We start from the raw sequence: 23094 nt of genomic DNA, 5'->3' as shown, positions 1-23094 counted from the left end.
GAATAATCATGCTTCTTTATTATTCTGACAAATATACCTTTCGTTGGGTAGGATGAAGAAAAGTTGGTTAAGCTATATTTTTTTTGATTTATTTATTGTATAATACAACTTGCTTAATACAAATTAATTTACTAGGAATCAATGTTTCTTGTAATTCATGGGAGGAAAATAGATGAGTCAACAGATTCATACAGTAAAATCAGTGAAAGGTAAAACTGCGATACCTCAATATTTGGTTATCTCTTTCCTTACGATATTCGCAATAGGAGCGCAGTATTTTTCTAATCTTTCCTATGTTTTAAATCAGGGAGTAATTCAAAGTGGTCTACACATAAGTTCAGATCATTTACTTTTACCCTCCATTTTGTCAAACCTGGCATTTGCACTCGGTGTACCACTAGGTCCTGCTCTTACCAGAAAATTAGGGCTACGTAAAAATTATCTACTGTTCACTCTAGTATTCTTATGTGGTTCGGTTATTGATATGATGTCTACAGGAATTGTGACGTTGAGTATAGGTCGGGTAATTCAGGGAATTGGATCAGGGATTTTATTTTTAACAATCCTACCAGTTAGTTTACGATCGTTTCCGAATAAAATAAGAAACCTATTTCTATTTATGATTATCACTGGATTATTCGGTGCTAGCGCTCTCGGAGCACTATGCGGTTCGTTATCTTTGTACACAGATGCATGGAGATGGCTGTTTTTACTAAATGTCATTGCATCCCTGCTATGCTTCATCATTGGTTATTTCCGATTGCCGAGACAAGAAGAGCAAGTACAGGAACAAAGCCCATTGGATAAAAGAGCAGTAGTGCTGCTTTGTTCCACCATTCTGGCACTCGCAGTGCCATTGTGTAATTTGACTCATAGCGGATTTTCATCCATTTACGTATGGCCATTTCTTAGTATCGCAATCTTATTGCTAGGCCTGTTTATTTATGTCGACCTAAAAGCAGAAACACCATTGGTTCCTTTTCGATCATTAAAGTCTGCAAAGCCTGTCTCCGGAACAATCATGGCTGTCGTTTCCCATTCTTCTCTAATCATTGCTATTGCTGGTATCAATGGTTTTCTGCTTAATAATATGGATCTTTCATACTTGAATCTAACTTATTTTTATTTTTGGTTCCTTGTTGGCATTATAGGAAGTGCTATTCTTAAAACGTTGCTCTTTGATAAATTCGGGGCGGGGGTTTTAGGAATTTTAGGATCTCTTGTGGTGATATATGTGAGCTTCCAATGGCGAGTGATTGGGACAGACATTTCTCTGCCATTCTTATATTTTCAAATCGCATGTCTTGGATGTGGAGTAAGTATGGTTCTTGTATCAGGGGCTTTGGGAACGGCTTTAGCAGGCGATATCCATAAAGCATCCCATCGGTCTGCTACATTGCACTCTATTCGCAATTTTATAGGTGCGACGCTTTCACCATTTATTGGCTGGCTCTTGCTTAGACAGAACACAATCCATTATCAAGAAATTAAAGGGAATTTAAACGCGGAAGATTCGTCCAGGCAGTTGGAAGTGGGCTTTAAAAAATCTGCCATACTTGGTGCTTACCATGACCTGTTTACACTTTTACTCATTCTCGGAATCATTATGCTTATCGCATCAGGAGCAAAAATGATCACGGGGAAAGGGAGAACACTCGTTAAGAAGGAAAAACAAATGCTTCAGAGTGAGTAAACGATGGCCGTTAACATTTTTCACGACTCAAATTATAGAATCGTCTTTAAACCTTAAAATGCTTAGGTTTTAGGCGATTTTTTTTGCATTCATCATATAGAAGGGTGAATTGTGAATAGGCGAATCCTATACAATCGCTGTTCACTTTCCATCCTTTATTCATGAATTATTTTTAACAATCAGGAGTCAAGCATTGACTATTTGCTTAAATAGCGAATAATAGGACAAGAGAAAAGCTATGTTGGAGGAAGTAATAATATGAAAAAAATTATAGGTTTGTTGTTGGGTATGGTAGTTCTATCGATCGGCTCCCCTATCTCGATATCAGCTGATAAGGTGGATCGGGAGTTGGATGGGGACATTATATATTCGATTCTAGTTGATCGTTATAATAACGGAGATGCCGATAATGATGAGCAGGTTAGACGAGAAGATCCTCATGCATATCAGGGAGGAGACATACAGGGGATAATCGATAAATTGGATACATATGAAGAATTGGGTTATACAACGCTTGTATTATCTCCATTAATGGAAAACGCACCAGATGGATATCATGGCTATTGGGTGGAGGATTTTTATGCTGTGGATTCCCAATTTGGAACGATGGAAGATATTCAGAAGCTCGTATCAGAGGCACATGAAAGAGACATTAAGGTTGTAATGGAGTATGTCACGAATTATGTAGCAACAAGCCATCCTCTTGTAGAAGATCCTGAGAAACAGGATTGGATAAAAGACGACCAGGCTCCTGACACACCATGGGGGGATAATGTTGTCTCGCTTAATCAGGAAAACCCTAAGGTAGAGGAGATGCTTATTGATGCAGCAAGTTTCTGGGTTAATGAAACAGGAATAGATGGCTTAAAGCTACACGCTGCTGATCAAGCATCCCAAAATTTCCTAGAAAAATTTACGAAAGCAATGAAAGAAATTGATGAAAATATGTACTTACTAGGTGATGTACTAAACAACGATATAGCAACCGCAGATCTGCCACAAGGCACAGGTATACAGAAATGGGATGATCCTTCGTTAAGAGCTGCGATTGTATCAACTTTTTCTGAACCTGGAAATGCAGTAGATGATATATATGAACAGCAAGAGGGAAGCGATATTGGACTCGTCTACGTAGATGATCAATCAACAAAACGTTTTACACAGGTATTTTCGGAAAATGGGCGAAATGCCTTAACGACTTGGTCGCTTGTTCTAACATATATGTATATGACACCAGGCACACCATCGCTATTTCAGGGATCTGAATTACCTATGTATGGGTCAAGTACTGAAGAAGTTCAGGAAATGGTGAAGTTTAATAGCGGGGATCCTGACTTAACGGAGTTTCATAACCGTATCTCGTCACTGAAAAAGCAATTCCCTGTATTTTCCCATGGTGACTTTGAGTTGGTTGGGTCGAGTGGTGCAATGAGTATTTTTAAAAGGAGTTATGATAATCAAACTGCTTATATTGCGATTAATAATGGGGAAGAGACAGAGGCTATAACATTAACAGACATTAATCAGGACAAGCAGCTAAGAGGTTATCTCCATGATGATACAGTGCGTGTAGGAGATGATGGCGGATTTAAGGTAGGACTTTCTAGAGAGAGTGCTGAGGTGTATATCGTCCAAGAGGATACGGGTTATAATTGGTTGTTTATCGGCTTTGTCGTAGCTGTATTTATCGTATTTATAGTAGGAATAGTAATACTTAGCAGAAAGCAAAAAAGAAAAAGCGTCTAAATAAACACCCTTTAAGCACAGTCTAATAAAAAGTCTGACTTAAAGGGTGTTTCTCATTTAACATGTTTTATCCATTCAGAACGGTACCACCGTTGACGTGAAGCATTTGACCACTGACATAACTGGAATCCTCTGAGGCTAAATAAACATAGGCAGGTGCCAGTTCCTGCGGCTGTCCAGGCCTTTTCATAGGGGTCTGGCCACCAAAATTATCTACTTTTTCTTCTGTGAAGGTAGAAGGGATAAGTGGTGTCCAGATTGGTCCTGGCGCTACACCATTGACCCGAACTCCTTGATCTGCAAGTGCACTAGAAAGGGAGCGTGTAAAGGAAGTAATGGATCCTTTTGTTGCAGAATAATCAATCAGGTCTTTACTTCCCTGATATGCTGTAATAGAAGAAGTATTTATAATAGAACTACCTTCTTTTAAGTTAGGTAATACAGCCTTTGTGAGATAGAACATACTGAAAATGTTCGTGCGAAATGTCTTTTCCAGTTGTTCGCTTGTGATGTCCATAAAGCTCGCTTGGGGGTGTTGTTCAGCTGCATTATTAACTAAGATGTCGATCTTCTTAAATTTCTCCATCGTCTCCGTTACTGCAGCTTCACAAAATGATTGATTGCCAATGTCCCCACTGATAAGCAAGCATTTTCTTCCTGCTTGTTCTACTAATCGTTTTGTTTCTTCTGCATCCTCATGTTCATCTAAATAAATAATCGCAACATCTGCGCCTTCTTTAGCAAAATGTAGGCTTACTGCTCGTCCAATCCCACTATCTCCACCTGTAACAAGGGCTACCTTATCCTTAAGTTTATTGCTTCCCTGATAATTCTCACGGATATACTCTGGTTCTGGGTTCATTTTCGATTCAATTCCTGGCTGTTTAGTCTGGTGTTGCGCCGGTGGTGTTTCCTTACCATTCTTTTTTTCCATTCCCATTTCAATAATTCCTCCTTCAACCATGTTTGGTATTAACTATCTTCCCCGAAAGTATTTAAACAAACCATGGAAGGAGAACTTGGCTTGTTACTGTTTAGTCTCTAAGCAATAAAGGAATGGAAAAAAAGACGTATTCACAATAGCTCGAATACGTTAGTTTACTTATACCCTATGGAATTGATCATGAGAAGACACAGCGCCTTCTTTATTAAGAAAGCGATAGATTTCTTTATAAACTAGAAGGTCAATCTCTTGGGAAATATATTTCATCTGGTAATAGTCTAGCAAAGCATGAATGGAATCAGGTGCATGGCTTCGATCAGTTTTATAGCTAGCGACCAATGTATTCATCAGCATTTTGTCACTCCTCCGTATTGTTGTCCACTCTGTTTTACACTATATGAGGAATAGGAGGTTTTCATGTGGAAATGTTGACGAACTGGCTTTACGGTAAATAAGCAGAAGTTTGTTATGCAAGTATTATATAAATATTTTAGGCTATGTTGTTATTATAGATAGCCACATTTTTTCTAAATGGAAGTAGGAAGCTAGGGGAAGAAGGTGAAAATAAAAAAGGCCTGACCGAATCAGACCTTCATTATCATTTAGGAGAAGAATTTAAAAAGAATAGTGCGATCGTTCCTGGACCTGAATGAGCGCCTATTACGGACCCAACCATTTCGATCACAATGTCTTCTTTGACTGTTCCAAATCTTTCTTGAATTAGGCTGGAAAGTTGTTCAGCTCTTTCGAGGTCATCACCATGGCTTATGCCGATAAGTTGATTCGTAAAGTCTGTTCCGCGTGCCTCCATAATATCGAGCATGCGGTTAAACAGCTTTTTCGATCCCCTGATTTTTTCTAATGGTACAAGTTTTCCATTTTCAACATGAAGGATTGGTTTGATTTTTAATAGGGAACCGACAAATGCAGCAGTTTTACTAACCCGTCCGCCGCGGTATAAATATTCCAGGTCATCTACAGTAAAAATATGTTCCATATGGGTTGCATGGTATTGTGCAGATTGAATAATGTCTTCTGCGCTGGCCCCATTTTTGGCAGCCTTGGCAGCATAGAGAACTACAAGGCCGTAACCAATAGAAGCGCATTTTGTGTCCACCACATCGATGGGGGCATCAGGATAGGTTTCCTTTACTTCTTGTAGCATCATTTTGGCTGTTTGATATGTACCTGAAAGCTCTGAGGAGAATGCCAAATATACCAGTGGCTCGTTTTTCTCAGCATAGGTCGTAAATAAATTATGGAATGTCTCTGGAGAAACCTGAGAAGTTTTTGGGCTTTTTCCTTGGCGCATGGCGTCATAAACAGTTTTTGGCTGAATTTCAACATTGTCTTTGTATTCTTTCTCATCCAAATGAACAGTTAATGGTACCATTTCAATGTCAAATTCGTTATAATGGTTCATTGACAAATCTGTTGCTGAATCAGCAAGAATTTTTACCAACATTGTATCACCTGCATTTCTATCATTATTTCTTCTAGTTTATAGCTAGTCATCATGATAGTCAAAACAAAGTTACAACGAAAACGTTATCCCTTCCACGAAGGTAATAAGCTTGAAGGAGGTTAGGCATGTTTATTTTTGAAGCAAGACGTATTATTATTGTGATTTGTGGGGCTTTGTTAAATGCCATTTCCCTAAATTTCTTCTTAATTGGAGCAAATGTTTATGCTAGCGGATTTACTGGAGCTGCACAGCTTGTTTCCAGTGTGTTTAATGATTTTCTTAATATTGGTGTAAGTACAGGTATTCTGCTATTACTCTTTAACGTACCAGTTGCCATACTAGGTTGGTTTAAAGTTGGGAAAGGTTTTACAGTTTATAGCGTGATATCCGTACTATTCACCTCTGTATTTCTAGAATTCATACCGATTATCGGATTTTCTGAAGATATTATTTTAAATGCTGTATTTGGTGGTGTGATCGCTGGTACGGGTGTAGGGATGACATTAAAAGTTGGTGCGTCCACTGGGGGTATGGATATTGTTGCAATGGTTCTTTCCCGAATGAAGGATCGACCTATTGGCACATACTTCCTAGCACTTAATGCGGTCATTATTGCACTGGCAGGTATTTTATACGAACCAGAAAACGCGCTTTATACGCTTTTAACATTATATGTTACGACACGAGTGATTGATGCAATCCATACACGTCACGAAAAAGTAACAGCTATGATCATTACGCATAAGGCGGATGAATTGCAAAGGGAAATTCATAAAACCATGGTTCGTGGAATTACGATTCTACCTGCAAAAGGCGCCTATACGAAATCAGATAAAAGCATGATGTATCTTGTGGTAACTAGATATGAATTATATGACCTTGAACGGATTATTAACGAAGTAGATCCAAATGCGTTTACTAATATTGTACAAACCACAGGAATCTTTGGTTTCTTCAGAAAAGATTAGACAGGAGTAATCGAGATGAAAAAAAGTATCATAATTGCACTAGTCCTTCTACTAGTAGGTTGCAGTAATGAACAGCCGACGAATGAGAGTGCCGAGAATAACGAAGGAGGCCAGGGTGCTGATGCTTCCGTTAGTATTCGTAATGTAGAGGTGGAAGTAGATGATGCGCTGCAAGCAACGATAACGGGAGAAGCCGCACTTGCAGGTAGTGATTTATATTATCAGTTGAAGCAAGGGGATATGGTCCTGATTAGTGAAGCAAAAGTTGAATTAGAATCAAACCCCCATGGGGTGAGTCCTTTTGAATTATTTTTGCAAGTGCCAGAGGATGCAGTATCAGGTGATCAGGCCCCTATAGTCAAATTTTACGGGAAAGACCAGTCAGGGGAAGAAGTTAACCCGAATTATGTACCAATAGATCTGAAATCGAAGTAAAAAAGATCTGTTGAGTGTTTCAATAGACAGGATGTATGTTGGTACTAAAACGTAAAAAAGAGGTCAGTGCGGACACTGGCCTCTTTATGTATATTAATAATTAATAACCATGTTTTTCAATTACTTTTGTAACTTCTGGTGTTAAGGTGTCCCACTCTGCATCAAACTTCTTGTTTACTGTAATAAAGTTTTGATAGCCGAAAACATTGTCGACCCCTTCAAGCTCCATTAAGTCGTTAAGAATTGCATGTTCACTTTTATTACCAGGCATTACGGAAATACTGTTCGTTCCTTCAAAAATTAATTTATCCGTCGTAAATTTTAATGCATTGGGATTGGGTGTTGCCTCTGCACGTATACTCATCAAAATTCCTCCTTAATCATCATACTTAGCTATATTTTAGCAGAAACTGCCCAGATAAAAAAGAAGAAAGCAGACTGCCCTAGTGGAAGGCAGTCTGCCTAATGCTGTGAGGTGAAGTATCCCGTGTCCCGGTGGGAAGTTTGCTTAAAGTAAATCCTTTTCATCAACAAATGAATCGGGGATTACCTTCACAAAAAACAGAGGTTACTGTAATTGATTATGCTGTTTTAATTGGTTCTCCAATTGCTGAAGTTGCTGCTTTTCCTCAGGACTCGCTTCATTATATGCAGCTTGGATAGCATTTTGTGCAGCCTGTTGATCTTGAGCAGTTGTAGAATTACCTTGCATGTTCATCATATTGGCAACAGCATCTTTAGCTTGTTGAAATAGGTTGTTTTCCAATTTAAAACCCTCCTACAGTGTGATTGTCTGCTTCTTCTTGCTTTCTTTCCGCATCGGAAAAAGTAGATCGGTACGGAAATCGTTCAGCATGTTTTTTTACAGAATCAGCGCTCTGATGGCTGAATCGCTTTGATTTACTCCGTTTTCCCATGGTAACTCCTCCTAAGAAAAACATTGTAATACATAGCTTGTTCAGGAAGTAAAAAAGTGAACGTTGTATATAACGTTCACTAAGTAGTATGGTTCTTATGGCAATTAATATAGAAGGAAATTTAAACCGGTTTTACCTCAAGCTTTAAATAGTTCTGCAAGAAATCGCCGATTCCTTCGTTTTCATTTGTTGTTGTTACATGGTTGGCGATGTTTTTAAGTTCATCAATGGCATTACCCATTGCGACGCCTACTCCAGCATATTCAATCATTTCCAGGTCATTATCTTCATCCCCAAAAGCAATCACTCTGTCTTGTGGAATATCATAATAATGCGCTATTTTTTGTAGCCCAACTGATTTATTCATACCTTTTTTTACAATCTCAATGATATTCCATGGAGCTCCCCATTTACGGTGTTCAATTAACTCTGCATGGTAATCATCTAAATGACTTCTAAGTTCTTTGATATGAGTTTCCTTAGGATGGATCAGCAAGGAGGTAGGATCCTCTGTTAAATTTTGTTGAAGGTTTCCAATTGTAAAAGGGGAATCATTCTTTGACGATTGGAAAATATCGATAATATCTTTGTTATAGCTATCAAGATATACATCGTCTTTTACCTCTGCCAATATATTATGTACATCCAGATCATAACAGGCTTCGATAATTTTATGTGCGGTTCGGATAGGCATAGGGCTATGCAAAGCATCCCATTTTGAGTCTGTAGGATGGTGAATCAAAGCTCCATTAAAATTAACCATTGGGGTATCAAGCCCTAGTTCATGGTAGTAGGAAATACTTGCACGGTGTGGTCTTCCAGTGGAAATCACCACAATATGGCCTTCTTCCATCGCAGTTAATACGGTTTGTTTTGTCTGAGAGCTAATTTCTTTTTTGTCTGTAAGTAGGGTTCCATCTAAATCCAATGCTATTAAATGTCTTTTATTTTCCAATTATTTCACCTCATCTGTCATTAGTTTATAAGTGATTTTCTTTTCTGTAAAGGGTTAGCTGAGTTCATTAGTTGCATCGTCGTATTTGTGGGCGTAAAATAAATAATAATTAAACAACTTAAGGAGACATGGTAAGATGATCGGAATAATTGAAGAAAAGCTTAATGAAATACCTTCCCTAATTATAGCAGACACAGCAAAAAAAACGGAAGCCTTGCCAACGGTCGTCTTTTTTCATGGATTCACAAGCGCCAAGGAACATAATCTTCCCATAGCCTATATGCTTGCAGAAAAAGGTTACCGTGTAATCTTGCCTGAGAGTATGTACCATGGTAGTCGTGAGCAAGGTGTTAATTCTATGCAAAGAATGGTGTCTTTTTGGGATATCGTAATGAAAAATGTTAAAGAATTAGGTATGATCAAGGATGTTTTGGATGAGAGGAATCTTATTTTAAATGGCCGAATTGGAATTGCTGGAACAAGCATGGGGGGAATTACCACGTCAGCTGCATTAACCCAGTATCCTTGGATCAAAACGGCAGCTGTATTAATGGGTTCACCCAAGCTAAGTATTTTCGCCAGGACCCTTATTGAAGGATTAAAGGAAAAAGGTAATCTACCTGTTACGGATGAAACCATTAACCAGCTTTATCAACAGCTTGAGCAATACGACTTATCCAAACAGCCAGAGAAATTAAACCAACGTCCATTATTCTTTTGGCATGGTGTTAACGATCCTGCAGTGCCTTTTGGTCATTCCTACAATTTTTATCAGGACGTTAAGGAACAGTATGTGAATCAAGAGGATATCCACTTTGTAAGAGAAGAAAATCGAGGCCATAAAGTTAGCCGCTATGCTACTTTGGAAGCAGTGAAATGGCTACATAAGCATGTTTAAATGTAAGATAGCAAAGACATGGTGCTGTCCGGGTCGGAGAATATAGTTTAAAGTGTAGGTTGGTCGAGCCGGCTTCACTTAGTAACGGTATTATATGCTTTTCTTTATGATTTAAAAATTTACAAAAGTATGTTTAAATATAGATAGAACTTTAGAAGGAGGTAAGGGTATGGACGAAGCATTAAAAGAAAATATGATGGGTGCCTTGGAAAATGTTATTGACCCTGAGCTGGGTATTGATATTGTTAACCTTGGTTTAATATATGATGTAGAGCTTAATGAAGAAGGACTTGCTACCGTAACAATGACACTTACAGCAATGGGTTGTCCTCTTGCCGGACACATCGAGCAGGATGTGCGTGCGGCATTATCCGACATTCCAGAAGTGAAAGACATTAATGTCAATATTGTATGGAACCCACCTTGGGGCAAAGAAAGAATGTCCCGCTATGCTAAAATTGCATTGGGAATCCCTGATTGATCCTATTCAAGTAATATACCCCATAATAAGGCCGCTATCTTAGTGACTTATATGGGGTATTTCTATGTTTGATAATAGAAGTCTCTATGGGCATACTATAACTCATAACGCTTCTAGGAGGTTATAGCATGTCAGAAGAAAATAAAAATAAAAATAAAGACAAGGGTAGACAGCGAAATGCCCTAAAGTATGATACAGAGCCTGAACGAAATCGAAAAGACGTCGAGTTCTCCGAAGATACGGAATTTCTGAACCTCAATGGGAAAAGAAATAAAAGAAATCGATAAAAAAACCTGCATCTCTCCCGAAAGGGGAGGTGCAGGTTCTTTGTTTAGATAAATAAAATGACCAAGATACCAACAATAAAGCAATAAAAAGCAAAATATTTTAAATTACCTTTAGCCATTACGTTAATAAACCATTTTAGCGCGTAAAAGGAAGCTACGATAGAAGCCATAAACGCAATTAGGTATGGTATTGCCATTGCATCAAAGTTAGGGTCAGTGATGATATCTGTGAAGGATAACATCGTAATACCTAAGCTTACAGGAATATAAAGCAAGAAAGAAAAGCGAAGTGCTGTTTCTTGCTTCATACCTACTAGCATTGCTGCTACAATCGTCGCGCCAGAGCGGCTAATCCCTGGAACTAATGCAACAGCCTGCGCAAACCCTACGATAAGCGCATCTTTGACCCGTATATCACCATCATTTTTCCGTCCTCGCAGATTACGGATAACCCATAAAGCAGCACCAGTAAGTAGTAACGTATAACCTACAACAATTGGCTTACTAAGCGTTTCGCTAATGATATCTTCAAAAAGTAGTCCTAGGATACCTGTTGGAATCGTTGCAATGATCAGGAAGAGGATGAACTGAAAGTCACCTTTTGCCTTTTCATCACGCTTGGTTATGTAGATAACCCCATTCTTAACAAGTCGAATTATATCGTGACGAAAAATTAATAGTACAGCAATAAGCGAACCGAAATTGACGAGAATCTCAAAGGATAATCCTTTAATCTCTAGGTCAAATAAATTTTTTAAAATAACAATGTGCCCACTGGATGAAATGGGAATTGGCTCCGTAAATCCTTGAAATAACCCTAATATTAAATATTTTATTAATGTCCACAGTTCAGTCATGTTTTTCATTTCCTCCTTGGAAATACTTTTTACTTTAAAGTTCTTATCTCAGTTGCATTAGTCGAGTTGCTACGTATGCCCGGAGGATCCGGGGCATGCCGATTTTGATGCAACACGAATAGTTCTTAGTTGGCTAACCTAACAAAGGGCTCTTCACTTTTGTTCTTCTAGCTCACCCCAAAAGCTGGGCAACTTCTCGTAGCGCCCTGCAATAAGTTATCATTGGTTCGCAAGCTCACCTTGATTCCTTTATCTCGGTTGCTCCGTCCCAGTTGCTATGCTTTTATACGGGGCTCTTCGCTTTTGTTCTAACCTAGTCACATACCCAAGGGCTATTGAATAGTCTAGATTGTGAGGAGGTTGTTAAAATGAATCATAATCAACACCATATATACGACTTATGTAAAAAACATATGCATGCTTATGTGCTTGCCGAAATGGTTGACGGTACAAATGTAGATGGAATTATTACTGGTCTAGATGACGAGTATGTATACTTTGCTGTACCGCTGGAATCAAATGAACAACAACAAATGCCTACCTATCAACACCATGGATCATCAGATGACTACCGCCAATTTGGCTATGGGCATGGTTTTGGCTATGGCGGATATCCTGGGTATGGGTATGGACCGGGTTACGGATACGGAAGACCACGTTTTAGAAGGCTTGTCCTGCCATTGGCAGCACTAACGGCATTAAGTATTCTTCCATGGTATTAAAATGTAAATAAATAAACCCTTGCCCATTCTGCATGAGGCAAGGGTTACTCTTTCCAATATTGTTAATTATTTTTTATCTGCCTTTAAAGCAACTTCGCCAAGTAGAAATACAAATACTGACAAAATAGCAGCAAATACAACGGTGCTCGTTAAATCAAATTGTCCGCCACCCATACTGGATAGAACATAGGATAGCACTCCACTAATTAGTAAAGCCCAAACGATTGTCCATATGTAACGCATTGTTAACACCTCATTTTTTATGCATAGTTCGTACATTTTGTATATATTTTATCAAATAGAGGCTTAAATGAAAAGCTATTTCTTTATCATTCGCTTTCCTTAAGGAGGTTTTTTTGTGACGTATTTAGTGTCTCCAAGCAATCATTGGTTAGGTTATCACATGGTAGAACATCTTTTAGAACTCGGTTTTGAGGTTCACGGGCAAGAGAATGAACAAGATTCAGATGAGCTTACTTTATTTTTTGGAAGGAATAGTTCCTATGGCCCTTTTAATCCGGAAAAGAAGTATAAAATTGCATATATATTGGGCGACTATAACGATAAATTAACTGCTAACACGGTACATACCTATGTATTATGCAAAGATAGTTCGAAAAACCAGGGTAAAAGACATACCTGTATTCACGTGCCAATATTATTTGGAGAGTGGATGCAAATGGATAAAGACGGAATGTATTGGAACAACTCTTATGTTCGTTTTGATTCTATCTTATTTCAAAAGGAATCAATCTATATAAAAGATTTTATCGGGGAATTGGTGGATTGGAATACCAAAGGGATTGCAAGCCGGGAGGATCTCTATGTTCGGTCATTCCGTTCTGAAGAAAATCCGAAGCTTAAACTTGAAAATTCTATCTATCTTCGGGACAATATACCTATTGAGCAAAAAGTAGAAAAAGTGTTACAGCATTATCAAGAAAATAAAATTCAATATGATAATCTATATGGCAATCTTTAAATTTTTGGAAGAATAAATGGACGTTTTAAAAAAGATTCATGTAATATAAACGAGTAAAGACTTTAATTATGATAGGAGTGCGCCCATGACTAGAGGACTTATATTCAGACTTGTGCTATTTATAGGGCTAGTTTTCACTCTAGCTGGATGCAGTTCAAACGAACAAGAAATACAAAATGTCGGGATGCTCTTGGATGGTTCGATTAATGATCAGGCATGGGGGAGCAAAGGATACGCAGGTCTGTTGGAGATTGGAAACACTTATGACGTAGATGTGTTCTATAAAGAAGATATTACAACAGAACAGCAGATAGTAAATACTGTAGAGGAGTTTGTTCAAGACGGAGTAAATCTAATATTTGGCCACAGTAGTATTTACGGGAAGTACTTTGTAGATATTGCGGAAAGCTACCCAGATGTACATTTTGTTTATTTCAATGGTGGTTATGTTAGTGATAATGTTACAAGTCTAAACTTTGATTCCCATGCGATGGGATTTTTTGGGGGCATGGTGGCTGGCAAAATGACCTCAAATGACAATGTGGGAATTATTGCTGCTCATGAATGGCAGCCGGAAATCGAAGGGTTTTATGAAGGTGTGAAATATGAGAACCCTCGAGCGGAAATTAATATGAATTTCGTAAACGATTGGAATGACACCGAGACAGCAGAAGAAATTTATGAACAGGTGATTCAAACTGGTGTCGATGTAGTTTATCCTACAGGAGATGCTTTTAGTAAAGAAATTGTGGAGAAGGCAGCTCGTGATGACTTGTTTGCCATTGGCTATGTAACAGACCAATCAGAAATTGGAGGTCAGCACGTTCTCACCAGTACGATTCAGCATGTGGACAAGCTATATATGCTTGCAGCTGATTTATATGAAGAGGGCGAATTAGAAGGTTCTATTCAAACATATGACTTTCAGGATGACGTGATTTCACTAGGACCATTTAGTTCAAATGTGCCGGAAGACTACCAAGAATACTTAACTGAGGTAGTGGGAGAATATAAAGAAACTGAATTTCTACCTAATGAACAATAAACATAAACAGACTAATAATTATGGTTGTTTTTTTACCGTTCAGATTCCCTTTCTTTACTTTTTCTATTACTTGGAAACTTCGCTTGGAAATTGCTTCATACGAAGCTTCTTGGCGTTTATTTCATCTTTTTTTCGCTGCAGTAAACTTGCAAGAAGGAGAAAAATGCATTAAAATTAGTACCAAGTCATAAGAATTGATAATAAAACTACATTTTAAGGAGTTGTATATATGGGTGTTGGTGTATTAGGTACAGGTCATTATCTACCAACCAAAGTTGTAACAAATAAAGACATGGAGAAGTTGGTGGATACTACAGACGAATGGATTAGAACAAGAACTGGGATAGAAGAAAGACGATTTGCTGAAGATGATATTGATACTTCTGACATGGCTTATTATGCAGCAAAGCAAGCATTGGAAGAAGCTGATGTAACGGCGGATGAGATTGATCTTATTCTAACAGCGACAGTAACACCTGATACTCCTTTCCCTTCAGTATCGTGTATGATCCAGGAAAGACTAGGAGCGAAAAATGCTGCTGCTCTAGATGTAAGTGCTGCATGTTCTGGATTCATGTATGGTATGATTACTGCTAAGCAATTTATTGAAACAAACGCTTATAAAAAGATACTAGTAATTGGAGCAGAGAAACTGTCCAAAATTACGAATTGGGAAGATCGTAGTACTTGTGTTTTACTCGGAGACGGCGCAGGAGCTGCCGTTATTGGTGAAGTTTCAGAAGGTAAAGGGATACTTTCCTTTGAATTGGGATCAAATGGAGCAGGTGGCAAGGAGCTCTATCAAAACGAACAAGATATGTTAGTGATGAACGGCAGAGAGGTATATAAATTTGCCGTACGTCAAATGCCTGAATCAACAGTGAATGTAATTGATAAAGCAGGCCTAAAAAAAGAAGATGTCGATTATCTCATTCCACATCAAGCAAACATCCGTATTATGGAAGCTGCTCGCGAACGTTTAGAAATCTCGGAAGATAGAATGGCAACGACCATTAAAAAATACGGAAATAATTCAGCTGCATCTATTCCAATGGCCTTATCAGAAGCTGCAAAAGACGGTAAAATTAAAGATAATGATATCGTAGTTTTAGTAGGCTTCGGCGGTGGATTAACATGGGGCGCTGTTGCTATACGCTGGGGAAAATAAATAGGTGTTAACAAAAACTGACACCGTTATGTATAGGAGGTTTATCCAATGGAACAAAAAAGAGTAGTTATTACTGGACTTGGTGCAATTTCACCATTAGGAAACACTGTTGATACAATGTGGGAAAATATCGTTGCAGGAAAATCTGGCATTGGTCTTGCTACAAAAGTAAATATAGATAACTTTCAAGCAAAGGTTGCAGCAGAGGTAAAAGATTTTGACCCAACAGCATACATGGATAAGAAGGATGCTCGAAAGATGGATCCATTCACTCAGTACGCAGTTGCTGCATCCAAGATGGCTGTAGAAGATGCCAAATTGGAGATTAATGAAGACAATGCACACCGTGTAGGGGTTTGGATTGGTTCTGGTATTGGTGGCATGTCGACATGGGAAGATCAGCACTCCAAGTTTATTGAAAAAGGACCAAAACGTGTAAGTCCATTTTTCGTGCCAATGATGATCCCAGATATGGCTGCAGGACAAGTATCCATTCAACTTGGGGCGAAAGGAATTAACTCTTGTAGTGTTACAGCTTGTGCTTCAGGAGCCAATTCAATTGGTGACGCATTTAAGGCTGTTCAGCGTGGGGACGTTGATTACATTATTGCTGGAGGCACAGAAGCGCCGATCACCAATATGTCATTTGCTGGGTTCTCTTCTGCAAAAGCATTGTCCTTAAACGAAGATCCGAAAAAAGCTAGCCGTCCATTTGACAAAGAACGTGATGGCTTTGTAATGGGGGAAGGCTCTGGAATTATGATTCTGGAATCACTTGAAACAGCATTGGAACGTGGTGCCCACATCTATGGAGAAATTGTTGGATATGGCGCAACAGGAGATGCTTACCATATTACAGCACCTGCCGAACATGGCGAAGGAGCTGCAAGAGCGATGCAAATGGCTCTTGACGATGCTGGGCTATCTCCAAACCAGGTAGATTATATTAATGCACATGGTACAAGTACTGCATTAAATGATAAATTTGAAACGGAAGCAATTAAAACAGTGTTAGGGGATCATTCTAAGCATGTTGCGGTTTCTTCAACAAAATCGATGACTGGGCACCTACTAGGTGCAGCTGGTGGGATTGAAGCATTAATTTCAATCAAATCCATAACGGACAGCATCGTACCTGCAACAATTAATTATGAGACCCCTGATCCAGACTGTGACCTGGATTACGTACCCAACGAAGCAAGGAAACAAAATGTGGATGTAGTTATGAGTAACTCTTTAGGATTCGGCGGTCATAACGTAGCACTTGTATTTAAAAAATATCAATAATCCGAAAAACTGACTGAACTTATCAGTCAGTTTTTTTGTTTCTGAGGGAAGGTGTAAAGTACTGAAGTAGGAATCTTTGTCGAGAAGAAGTGCATAGTCGGAGAGTGTACTAACATCAGCCAAGAAGAAGTGAACATCGGCCTAGGGGGAACTAACATCAGCCAAGAAAGAGTGAACATCGCAAGAGAGCGATCTTTCGTGTCCCAGCGCCTCCAATCAATTGCATAATAAGAAATCATGGTTTCCCATGGACAAGCATATACATATATAAAAGCTTGGACAAGTATTGGTGGGGGATAAGATGGGCTATATTTTTGTTTTTTTAATAGGATTTGGTTTAGCGGTAAGTGGTGGGGTTACGATTATAGCGTACTTAAACTTTTTACCTGCTGGCATCACATGGTTAGAGTACTTTATCTTTATTTCGGGCAGAATGGAGTGTTACTTTCTACCGTTAGGAATAGTCTTAATGGCTTTTGTTGTATACCGTTACCCAAACACCCCTTAAATCTTGCAATGGCTTAGAATAAATTTCTTTATGATGGTCATAATGTATTCTAAGTTCAGTTTTAGAAGTGAGGGTTGTTTATGTTGTATATGCACGATGTTTGGGTAAATTGGTTTGAAGGCGAAGAGAATGGCTATAATGTGTGTTATTTTCATGAATGGCGGAAAAATGACGGAATTGAGCTGCTTGATCAGGTTCCATTACTTTACATAACAAAAGAACTGTTTCATTATATTGAGAATGATATGCACGACTTGCCGCGTCCTTTGCTGGATTCCATCTACAAAAGAGCATATGTGCGTAAAGGGCAGGAGCGTAATGTATTGGACTATGCCTGTATTGTTTCGGATGGAGCAGACATCCTGGTTTTTGATACTATTGGCTATGAAATTCCGATTCGTAAAAGTAGACTGATTCCACGACAGGAACAGCTTGTCTACGATATGATCAAAAACACGAAGCCACAATCCTACAAGTTTGATTCAAAGGCATACCAAAAGGAATACCATATGCTTTCGATGTCCCCAGACCTTGTCTTTGGATTGACGAGAAAAGAGCGGCAATTGAAGCATTTATTGATGATGGGGCTTGATCAGCTTCGCACCACAAACAATTTAGAAGAATTGCGTTATTGGCTAACGGAATGGGATCCCAAGAAATACCCATACATTCGCTTTATGGATGAAGATGAAGTGTGGGGCGCATTGTATACAGGAGTAAAAAAAGGGTGGAGTAACGCCCATGAAGATCTCTGTGGGAAGTTGATTAAAGGCCAACCTTTCCTTGAGAAAATTTGGGAAGTGGAGAACGGCCAAACAGAGAATATTTCAAAGCAGAAATAGTAAAAAGCCAATTGATAACCTATTATCAATTGGCTTTTGTGTTTTTGTTATTTCTTTTTATTCACACGGCCTAATCCCATTGCTTTTTTAGCTTTGGCAACCATCTTATTAGCATGGAAAGATGCTTTTTCGGCACCTTCATCTAAAATGGTATCCAACTCCTCGGATTGAAGCAATTCCTCGTACCGTTCTTGAATAGGCTGCAACAGAGCGATTACTGCATCCGCGACACCTTGTTTGAAATCTCCATATCCCTTTCCAGCATATGCTTCTTCCAATTCGGCAATGCTTTTACCTGAGCAGATAGCATGTATCGTTAGCAAGTTCGACACACCTGGCTTGTTTTCTTTATCAAACTTCACAATACCTTCCGAATCCGTTACTGCACTTTTGATTTTCTTCTCTATTTTCTTTGGTGTATCCAGCATAGAGATGAAACCTTTTTCGTTCGAGTCGGATTTACTCATTTTCTTCGTCGGCTCTTGTAGTGACATAATCCTTGCTCCAACTTTTGGAATGCGAACTTCTGGGACAGTAAAGATATCATTAAAACGATTGTTAAAACGTTGAGCCAGATTTCTAGTCAACTCTAAATGTTGTTTCTGGTCATCGCCAACAGGGACGATATCTGTGTTGTACAGCAGTATATCTGCTGCCATTAAGGAAGGATAGGTGAGTAGTCCAGATGAGACAGCTTCTTTTCCAGTAGACTTATCCTTAAATTGAGTCATACGCTCTAGTTCTCCCATGTAACTGATAGATTGTAGCATCCATCCCAGCTGTGTATGGGCAGGGACCTCAGATTGAACAAACAGTGTAGCTTTATTGTGATCAATCCCAGAAGCTAAATATAGTGCTGCTAGGGAGCGGATATTATTCCGCAATGTTAAGCGTTCCTGAGGTACGGTTATTGCATGCTCATCCACAATACAGAAATAACAGTGATGATCCTCTTGAAGTTGAACAAACTGCTGAATCGCTCCTAGATAGTTACCTAATGTTAAAGTACCACTTGGCTGAATGCCGGAAAAAATAGTTTTCATGGTTCTATCTCCTTTGAAAAAAGTCATTAAAAAAAGCCCATTAATCCCTCTGAAATAGGGACGAATGAACCGCGGTGCCACCCTTATTATTCTGCATATGCAGAATCACTTTAACTGTTAGTTAGCTCGAAAGTCCAATTCCAATTCACCTTGATGCTTGTTTCCACCAGCCACAAGCTCTCTAAAAATCAGTGGGTAATTGTACTACGCCTTTGTCATAGCCATAGATATTGTTTTCTTAATTATATATAGTTTGGTGTTGGAATGCAAGAAGGGAACTTCATAAAAGCTCTTCATCAATTCTATGTAAAGAATATTTCTTAAGATATTTTTCCTATCTATTTTAGTAGACCATAAACGGAAATCGCATTTATAAAGAAGTTTTATAGACATTTTAAATTAATTGTCTTTCATAATTTTAAAGCGAAAGTTCCTCTTTTAGGCATTATGCATATGATACTTGTGATAATAATTAAGGAGTGAGAAATATGTATTATTCACCTTACATGTACCCGAATTACTATGTAAATGTTCCAATGCCATATAATCGCCAACAACCTGTTTACTGGGGTTACCCACAAGCAACTGATATGGAGGGTTATTATCAGCCAATGCAAATAGAAGACAGGGCGGAAAATATGAGGCTTACAGATCAAGGGAAACAGCCATTCGTAATAAATATAGAGGAAGCAGCGGAAAGGAACCGAACCTTTCGCACGGCAATATGGACCGGAAATCATTTGCAAGTCGTATTAATGAGTATAGATGTTGGGGAGAGCATTGGTCTAGAAGTCCATCCAAATGTTGATCAATTTCTACGTATTGAAGAGGGGCAGGGGCTTGTTCAAATGGGGGACTCTGAAAATAATTTGAACTTTGAAAGAAGGGTCTCTGAAGATTATGCTATTATGGTTCCAGCTGGTACGTGGCATAATTTGACTAACACTGGAAGTAAACCATTAAAGTTATATACCATTTATGCGCCTCCAGAACATCCATTTGGAACGGTTCATCAAACGAAAGCTGATGCTATGGCCGCGGAAGAAGGAAATAATTCGGCCAGTCCAAATTATTTTGGTAGAACACCAGATGAATGGGTACAGCACACAGAGTTTTTAGTGAGAGAGGGATTAGAGGACGTCAAGAGAGGGATAAATGCTACACATATTCTTCAAGAATTTATTCTTATGGGTGTTCTTGTTGGAAAAGGTTACTCTCCTGAAAGAGCATATGAAATGGTAGAAGAATGGGAGCGTACAGGAGAATCAAAGCTTCTTCAGCAAAGTAAAAATATGTAAGCCAAAGCGTATCCAATGAAAACCGGGCAATTTTAATTTCTGAAAGTTAATATCATGTTAGTTGAACCCCTCAAATTTGTTGAGGGGTTCTGCTGTTTAACTTGTGATACTTGTTCTTTTCACTATTTCCTACATTGGTTCTTGCCAATCGAGCCCACCCACGCAGTTAGCATTTAGAACCATACCTTTTTAACTGGATAGATAGGGATTTGATATTACAGCTAAACAATCTTTCTGTTCCAAAAACGATGATGACCAATAGCGTATATAAACGCTTCTGGGAAATTGCTAATTTCATCTGCTACAACAACACCAGGTTTGCCGTCAAAATGGTTGACTGTTAAATACTGTATTCCTTCGTGGGAAGCGCCGATTGGTTTATAATGTGAGAATGCTTCATCAATAAAGTATACAGCATCTTTATTAAATCTCTTGCTCGTCTGACTACCATTTACAATATATACAGAATCATACATGACGGACTTTGCTGTTTGAAAAGTGTGGTCAGCTTTTAAAATAACGTCGTTTGTTCCCAACACATTACCTTGATTTTCGCTGATTATTTCCACAGTCAAGTCTGCATCCTTTAATTGTTTTAATACATATTTTACTTCAGGACCATTAAACCCCTTCGCCAGTATGACTGCAACTTTTCTGGTGTCTGGCTTAAATATTGTATTTTGCTGACTTAACGCCGGAGAGGTAGCAGTTACGTCAGATCCTTCCGAAGTTGGAGGATTCACTCCAATTCTTTTTGCGATTGTGACTGCAAGCTCTAGATTTACATTTGCGAACATATTGACGGACTGCTGTTTCACCGATTCACTTTTCACTTTCCCAAGTTCAAAGCTAAAAGCGTCGGTAATATGCATTTTCTCTACTGGTGTCATGCTATTCCAAAATAATGTGGCCTGTGAGAAATGGTCAGTAAAACTACTACTTCTTGCTCGGATTTTTCGACCTTCCACTTTTTCTTGATAATGTTCATACCCCCCTTCTGAAGGGCTAACTGGGCTAGGTGTATTTCCTGCAAGCGAATTTCTATGATAGCTAACTTTTCCCACATTAATAGTTTGCCTATGGTATCCTTCCCGTTGGTTATTATGAAAAGGTACAACGGGTCTGTTAATCGGAATTTCATGAAAGTTCGGACCGCCGAGTCGGATGAGCTGTGTATCAGTATATGAAAATAATCTCCCCTGGAGGAGCGGATCGTTCGTAAAGTCAATTCCAGGAACTACATTTCCTGGATGGAAGGCAACCTGTTCTGTTTCTGCAAAGAAGTTATCGACATTTTTATTTAATGTCATTTTTCCAATGATTTTTACTGGAATAATTTCTTCTGGCCAAATCTTCGTAGCATCCAAGATATCAAATTCCATATTAAGTTCATCTTCTTCATTAATAATTTGTACACCTAATTCAAATTCAGGATATTTACCGTTATTAATAGCATTCCATAAATCATTACGATGGAAATCTGGATCAATTCCAGTCAATTTATGAGACTCGTCCCAGAGCAACGAGTGTACTCCAAGCTTTGGCTTCCAATGAAACTTAACAAAGTAGGCTTTCCCTTGCGCATTGACAAGGCGGAAAGTGTGTACACCGAATCCTTCCATCATACGGAAACTTCTTGGGATAGCACGGTCGGACATAATCCACATAATCATATGAGCACTTTCCTGGTTGTTAGCAACAAAATCCCAAAAAGTATCGTGTGCAGTGGAAGCTTGGGGTATGTCATTATCAGGCTCGGGTTTGAAGGCATGGACGAGATCAGGGAATTTAATGGCATCTTGAATGAAAAACACCGGAATATTATTGGCGACCAGATCGTAATTACCTTCTTCGGTGAAAAATTTGGTGGCAAACCCTCTTGCATCCCGAACCGTATCAGCAGATCCTCTTGACCCATTTACCGTAGAAAAACGTACAAAAACAGGCGTCTTAATCGAAGTGTTTTGTAAAAACTTTGCTCTTGTATATTTGCTCATGTTTTCATATAATTCAAAATCCCCATGCGCAGCAAAGCCCCGTGCATGAACAACTCTTTCTGGAATGCGCTCATGGTCAAAGTGGGTGAGTTTTTCTCGAAAGTGAAAATCTTCCATCAAGGTTGGCCCGCGTTCTCCTGCTTTTAAAGAAAATTCATCTTCAGACATCTTTAACCCTTGATTTGTAGTCAGTGCTTTTCCTTGATCCGTTACCTTGTAATCATCAAGTTGGTCCTTTTTCTTATTCTTGTCTAGATTTCGCTCATTGGTCATAAAATCCCTCCTACAGAGTAAAGATATGAACCATTTTCTTGATTATTCCAGTTGAGGTTAAGAGTTAAGATGAATGTATAGTATTAGCAAAAATATCTTATAGATGTCTAATACCGCTTTTACAAAATAAACTATTAGGCATTGAAAGGGATATGTGAGTTATTTAATCAAAATATTAATTGCAGTAATCACTTATCAGTGTAAGTTATCACTCAAAATAAAAATGGTTGACAAAATACCTGCACGGGTATAATATGGTGACAGGATATCACAAAGAAAGCTAA

Annotated in this window: 26 protein-coding genes and 1 other annotated feature; of the genes, 15 read left to right on the top strand and 11 right to left on the bottom strand. The window is 38.6% G+C overall.

What is annotated here, in order from left to right:
- The first annotated feature begins 172 nt into the window (after window positions 1-172).
- The gene (locus K3T81_RS04640; protein WP_238018548.1) at window positions 173-1693 is read left to right on the top strand and encodes an MFS transporter; all 1521 of its coding nucleotides are present in this window, start codon (window positions 173-175) and stop codon (window positions 1691-1693) included.
- Window positions 1694-1951: 258 nt separating this feature from the next.
- Window positions 1952-3439, top strand: coding sequence for an alpha-amylase family glycosyl hydrolase (locus K3T81_RS04635; RefSeq protein WP_238018547.1), 1488 nt, complete (start codon window positions 1952-1954; stop codon window positions 3437-3439).
- Between the two features lie 67 nt (window positions 3440-3506).
- Here K3T81_RS04635 and K3T81_RS04630 read toward each other — a convergent pair whose 3' ends face one another.
- From K3T81_RS04630 to K3T81_RS04620, 3 genes are all read right to left on the bottom strand, one after another.
- Window positions 3507-4379, bottom strand: a complete 873-nt coding sequence (locus tag K3T81_RS04630) for an SDR family oxidoreductase (protein ID WP_238018546.1) — start codon at window positions 4377-4379, stop codon at window positions 3507-3509.
- A gap of 162 nt (window positions 4380-4541) precedes the next feature.
- The gene (gene yppF / locus K3T81_RS04625) at window positions 4542-4736 is read right to left on the bottom strand and encodes a YppF family protein (RefSeq protein WP_106896294.1); all 195 of its coding nucleotides are present in this window, start codon (window positions 4734-4736) and stop codon (window positions 4542-4544) included.
- 244 nt (window positions 4737-4980) lie between these two features.
- The gene (locus tag K3T81_RS04620) at window positions 4981-5847 is read right to left on the bottom strand and encodes a DegV family protein (protein ID WP_106896295.1); all 867 of its coding nucleotides are present in this window, start codon (window positions 5845-5847) and stop codon (window positions 4981-4983) included.
- 125 nt (window positions 5848-5972) lie between these two features.
- On the opposite strand from K3T81_RS04620, the gene K3T81_RS04615 reads away from it, so the two are divergent.
- Window positions 5973-6815 (top strand): YitT family protein, encoded by an 843-nt coding sequence (locus K3T81_RS04615; RefSeq protein WP_036573959.1) that lies wholly within the window; start codon window positions 5973-5975, stop codon window positions 6813-6815.
- Between the two features lie 15 nt (window positions 6816-6830).
- Window positions 6831-7250 carry a putative periplasmic lipoprotein gene (locus tag K3T81_RS04610; protein ID WP_238018544.1) on the top strand — a complete coding sequence of 140 codons (420 nt, stop codon included), beginning with the start codon at window positions 6831-6833 and terminating at the stop codon, window positions 7248-7250.
- A 100-nt stretch (window positions 7251-7350) separates the two neighbouring features.
- On the opposite strand, the gene K3T81_RS04605 is transcribed toward K3T81_RS04610, so the two are convergent.
- The 4 genes from K3T81_RS04605 to K3T81_RS04590 form a co-directional block, all read right to left on the bottom strand.
- Window positions 7351-7614, bottom strand: coding sequence for a NifU N-terminal domain-containing protein (locus K3T81_RS04605; protein WP_238018542.1), 264 nt, complete (start codon window positions 7612-7614; stop codon window positions 7351-7353).
- A gap of 204 nt (window positions 7615-7818) precedes the next feature.
- Entirely contained in the window at window positions 7819-8016 is a 198-nt protein-coding gene (locus tag K3T81_RS04600; protein WP_036573951.1) for a DUF3813 family protein, read from the bottom strand.
- A 1-nt stretch (window position 8017) separates the two neighbouring features.
- Window positions 8018-8167: a hypothetical protein gene (locus K3T81_RS04595; protein ID WP_182858816.1), complete on the bottom strand. Its 150-nt coding sequence runs from the start codon at window positions 8165-8167 to the stop codon at window positions 8018-8020.
- Window positions 8168-8288: 121 nt separating this feature from the next.
- The gene (locus tag K3T81_RS04590) at window positions 8289-9122 is read right to left on the bottom strand and encodes a Cof-type HAD-IIB family hydrolase (RefSeq protein WP_106896297.1); all 834 of its coding nucleotides are present in this window, start codon (window positions 9120-9122) and stop codon (window positions 8289-8291) included.
- Window positions 9123-9258: 136 nt separating this feature from the next.
- Here K3T81_RS04590 and K3T81_RS04585 point away from each other — a divergent pair, with 136 nt between their 5' ends.
- The 3 genes from K3T81_RS04585 (at window position 9259) to K3T81_RS04575 (ending at window position 10788) form a co-directional block, all read left to right on the top strand.
- Window positions 9259-10020, top strand: a complete 762-nt coding sequence (locus tag K3T81_RS04585) for an alpha/beta fold hydrolase (protein WP_238018540.1) — start codon at window positions 9259-9261, stop codon at window positions 10018-10020.
- A gap of 169 nt (window positions 10021-10189) precedes the next feature.
- Window positions 10190-10501 (top strand): metal-sulfur cluster assembly factor, encoded by a 312-nt coding sequence (locus K3T81_RS04580; protein ID WP_036573941.1) that lies wholly within the window; start codon window positions 10190-10192, stop codon window positions 10499-10501.
- A gap of 128 nt (window positions 10502-10629) precedes the next feature.
- Window positions 10630-10788, top strand: coding sequence for a hypothetical protein (locus tag K3T81_RS04575; RefSeq protein ID WP_199848532.1), 159 nt, complete (start codon window positions 10630-10632; stop codon window positions 10786-10788).
- Window positions 10789-10832: 44 nt separating this feature from the next.
- Here K3T81_RS04575 and K3T81_RS04570 read toward each other — a convergent pair whose 3' ends face one another.
- On the bottom strand, window positions 10833-11645 hold the full coding sequence (locus K3T81_RS04570; RefSeq protein ID WP_159033226.1) for an undecaprenyl-diphosphate phosphatase: 813 nt from the start codon (window positions 11643-11645) through the stop codon (window positions 10833-10835).
- Window positions 11646-12013: 368 nt separating this feature from the next.
- On the opposite strand from K3T81_RS04570, the gene K3T81_RS04565 reads away from it, so the two are divergent.
- Window positions 12014-12367: a hypothetical protein gene (locus K3T81_RS04565; RefSeq protein ID WP_106896300.1), complete on the top strand. Its 354-nt coding sequence runs from the start codon at window positions 12014-12016 to the stop codon at window positions 12365-12367.
- A gap of 66 nt (window positions 12368-12433) precedes the next feature.
- Here K3T81_RS04565 and K3T81_RS04560 read toward each other — a convergent pair whose 3' ends face one another.
- Window positions 12434-12610 carry a YjzD family protein gene (locus tag K3T81_RS04560; RefSeq protein WP_081779360.1) on the bottom strand — a complete coding sequence of 59 codons (177 nt, stop codon included), beginning with the start codon at window positions 12608-12610 and terminating at the stop codon, window positions 12434-12436.
- Between the two features lie 115 nt (window positions 12611-12725).
- On the opposite strand from K3T81_RS04560, the gene K3T81_RS04555 reads away from it, so the two are divergent.
- The 6 genes from K3T81_RS04555 (at window position 12726) to K3T81_RS04530 (ending at window position 18199) form a co-directional block, all read left to right on the top strand.
- Window positions 12726-13349 carry a hypothetical protein gene (locus tag K3T81_RS04555; RefSeq protein WP_106896301.1) on the top strand — a complete coding sequence of 208 codons (624 nt, stop codon included), beginning with the start codon at window positions 12726-12728 and terminating at the stop codon, window positions 13347-13349.
- Between the two features lie 85 nt (window positions 13350-13434).
- Entirely contained in the window at window positions 13435-14394 is a 960-nt protein-coding gene (locus K3T81_RS04550) for a BMP family ABC transporter substrate-binding protein (protein WP_238018538.1), read from the top strand.
- Between the two features lie 229 nt (window positions 14395-14623).
- On the top strand, window positions 14624-15562 hold the full coding sequence (locus K3T81_RS04545; protein WP_238018537.1) for a beta-ketoacyl-ACP synthase III: 939 nt from the start codon (window positions 14624-14626) through the stop codon (window positions 15560-15562).
- Window positions 15563-15610: 48 nt separating this feature from the next.
- Window positions 15611-16849, top strand: a complete 1239-nt coding sequence (gene fabF / locus K3T81_RS04540; RefSeq protein ID WP_238018536.1) for a beta-ketoacyl-ACP synthase II — start codon at window positions 15611-15613, stop codon at window positions 16847-16849.
- Window positions 16850-17150: 301 nt separating this feature from the next.
- Window positions 17151-17357, top strand: a complete 207-nt coding sequence (locus tag K3T81_RS04535) for a YuzI family membrane protein (RefSeq protein ID WP_106896305.1) — start codon at window positions 17151-17153, stop codon at window positions 17355-17357.
- A gap of 80 nt (window positions 17358-17437) precedes the next feature.
- Entirely contained in the window at window positions 17438-18199 is a 762-nt protein-coding gene (locus tag K3T81_RS04530) for a YjbA family protein (RefSeq protein WP_036573917.1), read from the top strand.
- A gap of 47 nt (window positions 18200-18246) precedes the next feature.
- Here the strand turns inward: K3T81_RS04530 and trpS are convergent, their stop codons facing one another.
- Window positions 18247-19242 carry a tryptophan--tRNA ligase gene (gene trpS, locus K3T81_RS04525; protein ID WP_106896306.1) on the bottom strand — a complete coding sequence of 332 codons (996 nt, stop codon included), beginning with the start codon at window positions 19240-19242 and terminating at the stop codon, window positions 18247-18249.
- Between the two features lie 53 nt (window positions 19243-19295).
- Window positions 19296-19470: a binding site (T-box leader), on the bottom strand.
- Window positions 19471-19730: 260 nt separating this feature from the next.
- Here trpS and K3T81_RS04520 point away from each other — a divergent pair.
- Window positions 19731-20540, top strand: a complete 810-nt coding sequence (locus K3T81_RS04520; RefSeq protein ID WP_238018535.1) for a cupin domain-containing protein — start codon at window positions 19731-19733, stop codon at window positions 20538-20540.
- A 221-nt stretch (window positions 20541-20761) separates the two neighbouring features.
- Here K3T81_RS04520 and K3T81_RS04515 read toward each other — a convergent pair whose 3' ends face one another.
- A complete protein-coding gene (locus K3T81_RS04515) occupies window positions 20762-22810 on the bottom strand; it encodes a catalase (protein WP_238018534.1) in 2049 nt (682 codons plus the stop codon).
- Window positions 22811-23094: the final 284 nt, after the last annotated feature.

It is taken from the genome of Oceanobacillus jordanicus, assembly GCF_022095695.1.
GTDB lineage: Bacteria > Bacillota > Bacilli > Bacillales > Amphibacillaceae > Oceanobacillus_B > Oceanobacillus_B jordanicus.
This window is presented reverse-complemented; position numbering and strand designations above follow the sequence as displayed.

What these genes read in the sequence shown, in the direction of transcription:
- K3T81_RS04640 (WP_238018548.1), top strand. Translation starts at nt 173, where the DNA reads ATGAGTCAACAGATTCATACAGTAAAATCAGTGAAAGGTAAAACTGCG.
- K3T81_RS04535 (WP_106896305.1), top strand. Translation starts at nt 17,151, where the DNA reads ATGGGCTATATTTTTGTTTTTTTAATAGGATTTGGTTTAGCGGTAAGT.
- K3T81_RS04575 (WP_199848532.1), top strand. Translation starts at nt 10,630, where the DNA reads ATGTCAGAAGAAAATAAAAATAAAAATAAAGACAAGGGTAGACAGCGA.
- yppF (WP_106896294.1), bottom strand. Translation starts at nt 4,736, where the DNA reads ATGCTGATGAATACATTGGTCGCTAGCTATAAAACTGATCGAAGCCAT.
- K3T81_RS04595 (WP_182858816.1), bottom strand. Translation starts at nt 8,167, where the DNA reads ATGGGAAAACGGAGTAAATCAAAGCGATTCAGCCATCAGAGCGCTGAT.
- K3T81_RS04545 (WP_238018537.1), top strand. Translation starts at nt 14,624, where the DNA reads ATGGGTGTTGGTGTATTAGGTACAGGTCATTATCTACCAACCAAAGTT.
- K3T81_RS04620 (WP_106896295.1), bottom strand. Translation starts at nt 5,847, where the DNA reads ATGTTGGTAAAAATTCTTGCTGATTCAGCAACAGATTTGTCAATGAAC.
- K3T81_RS04615 (WP_036573959.1), top strand. Translation starts at nt 5,973, where the DNA reads ATGTTTATTTTTGAAGCAAGACGTATTATTATTGTGATTTGTGGGGCT.
- K3T81_RS04515 (WP_238018534.1), bottom strand. Translation starts at nt 22,810, where the DNA reads ATGACCAATGAGCGAAATCTAGACAAGAATAAGAAAAAGGACCAACTT.
- trpS (WP_106896306.1), bottom strand. Translation starts at nt 19,242, where the DNA reads ATGAAAACTATTTTTTCCGGCATTCAGCCAAGTGGTACTTTAACATTA.
- K3T81_RS04580 (WP_036573941.1), top strand. Translation starts at nt 10,190, where the DNA reads ATGGACGAAGCATTAAAAGAAAATATGATGGGTGCCTTGGAAAATGTT.
- K3T81_RS04605 (WP_238018542.1), bottom strand. Translation starts at nt 7,614, where the DNA reads ATGAGTATACGTGCAGAGGCAACACCCAATCCCAATGCATTAAAATTT.
- K3T81_RS04610 (WP_238018544.1), top strand. Translation starts at nt 6,831, where the DNA reads ATGAAAAAAAGTATCATAATTGCACTAGTCCTTCTACTAGTAGGTTGC.
- fabF (WP_238018536.1), top strand. Translation starts at nt 15,611, where the DNA reads ATGGAACAAAAAAGAGTAGTTATTACTGGACTTGGTGCAATTTCACCA.
- K3T81_RS04560 (WP_081779360.1), bottom strand. Translation starts at nt 12,610, where the DNA reads ATGCGTTACATATGGACAATCGTTTGGGCTTTACTAATTAGTGGAGTG.
- K3T81_RS04565 (WP_106896300.1), top strand. Translation starts at nt 12,014, where the DNA reads ATGAATCATAATCAACACCATATATACGACTTATGTAAAAAACATATG.
- K3T81_RS04635 (WP_238018547.1), top strand. Translation starts at nt 1,952, where the DNA reads ATGAAAAAAATTATAGGTTTGTTGTTGGGTATGGTAGTTCTATCGATC.
- K3T81_RS04520 (WP_238018535.1), top strand. Translation starts at nt 19,731, where the DNA reads ATGTATTATTCACCTTACATGTACCCGAATTACTATGTAAATGTTCCA.
- K3T81_RS04570 (WP_159033226.1), bottom strand. Translation starts at nt 11,645, where the DNA reads ATGACTGAACTGTGGACATTAATAAAATATTTAATATTAGGGTTATTT.
- K3T81_RS04585 (WP_238018540.1), top strand. Translation starts at nt 9,259, where the DNA reads ATGATCGGAATAATTGAAGAAAAGCTTAATGAAATACCTTCCCTAATT.
- K3T81_RS04530 (WP_036573917.1), top strand. Translation starts at nt 17,438, where the DNA reads ATGTTGTATATGCACGATGTTTGGGTAAATTGGTTTGAAGGCGAAGAG.
- K3T81_RS04630 (WP_238018546.1), bottom strand. Translation starts at nt 4,379, where the DNA reads ATGGGAATGGAAAAAAAGAATGGTAAGGAAACACCACCGGCGCAACAC.
- K3T81_RS04550 (WP_238018538.1), top strand. Translation starts at nt 13,435, where the DNA reads ATGACTAGAGGACTTATATTCAGACTTGTGCTATTTATAGGGCTAGTT.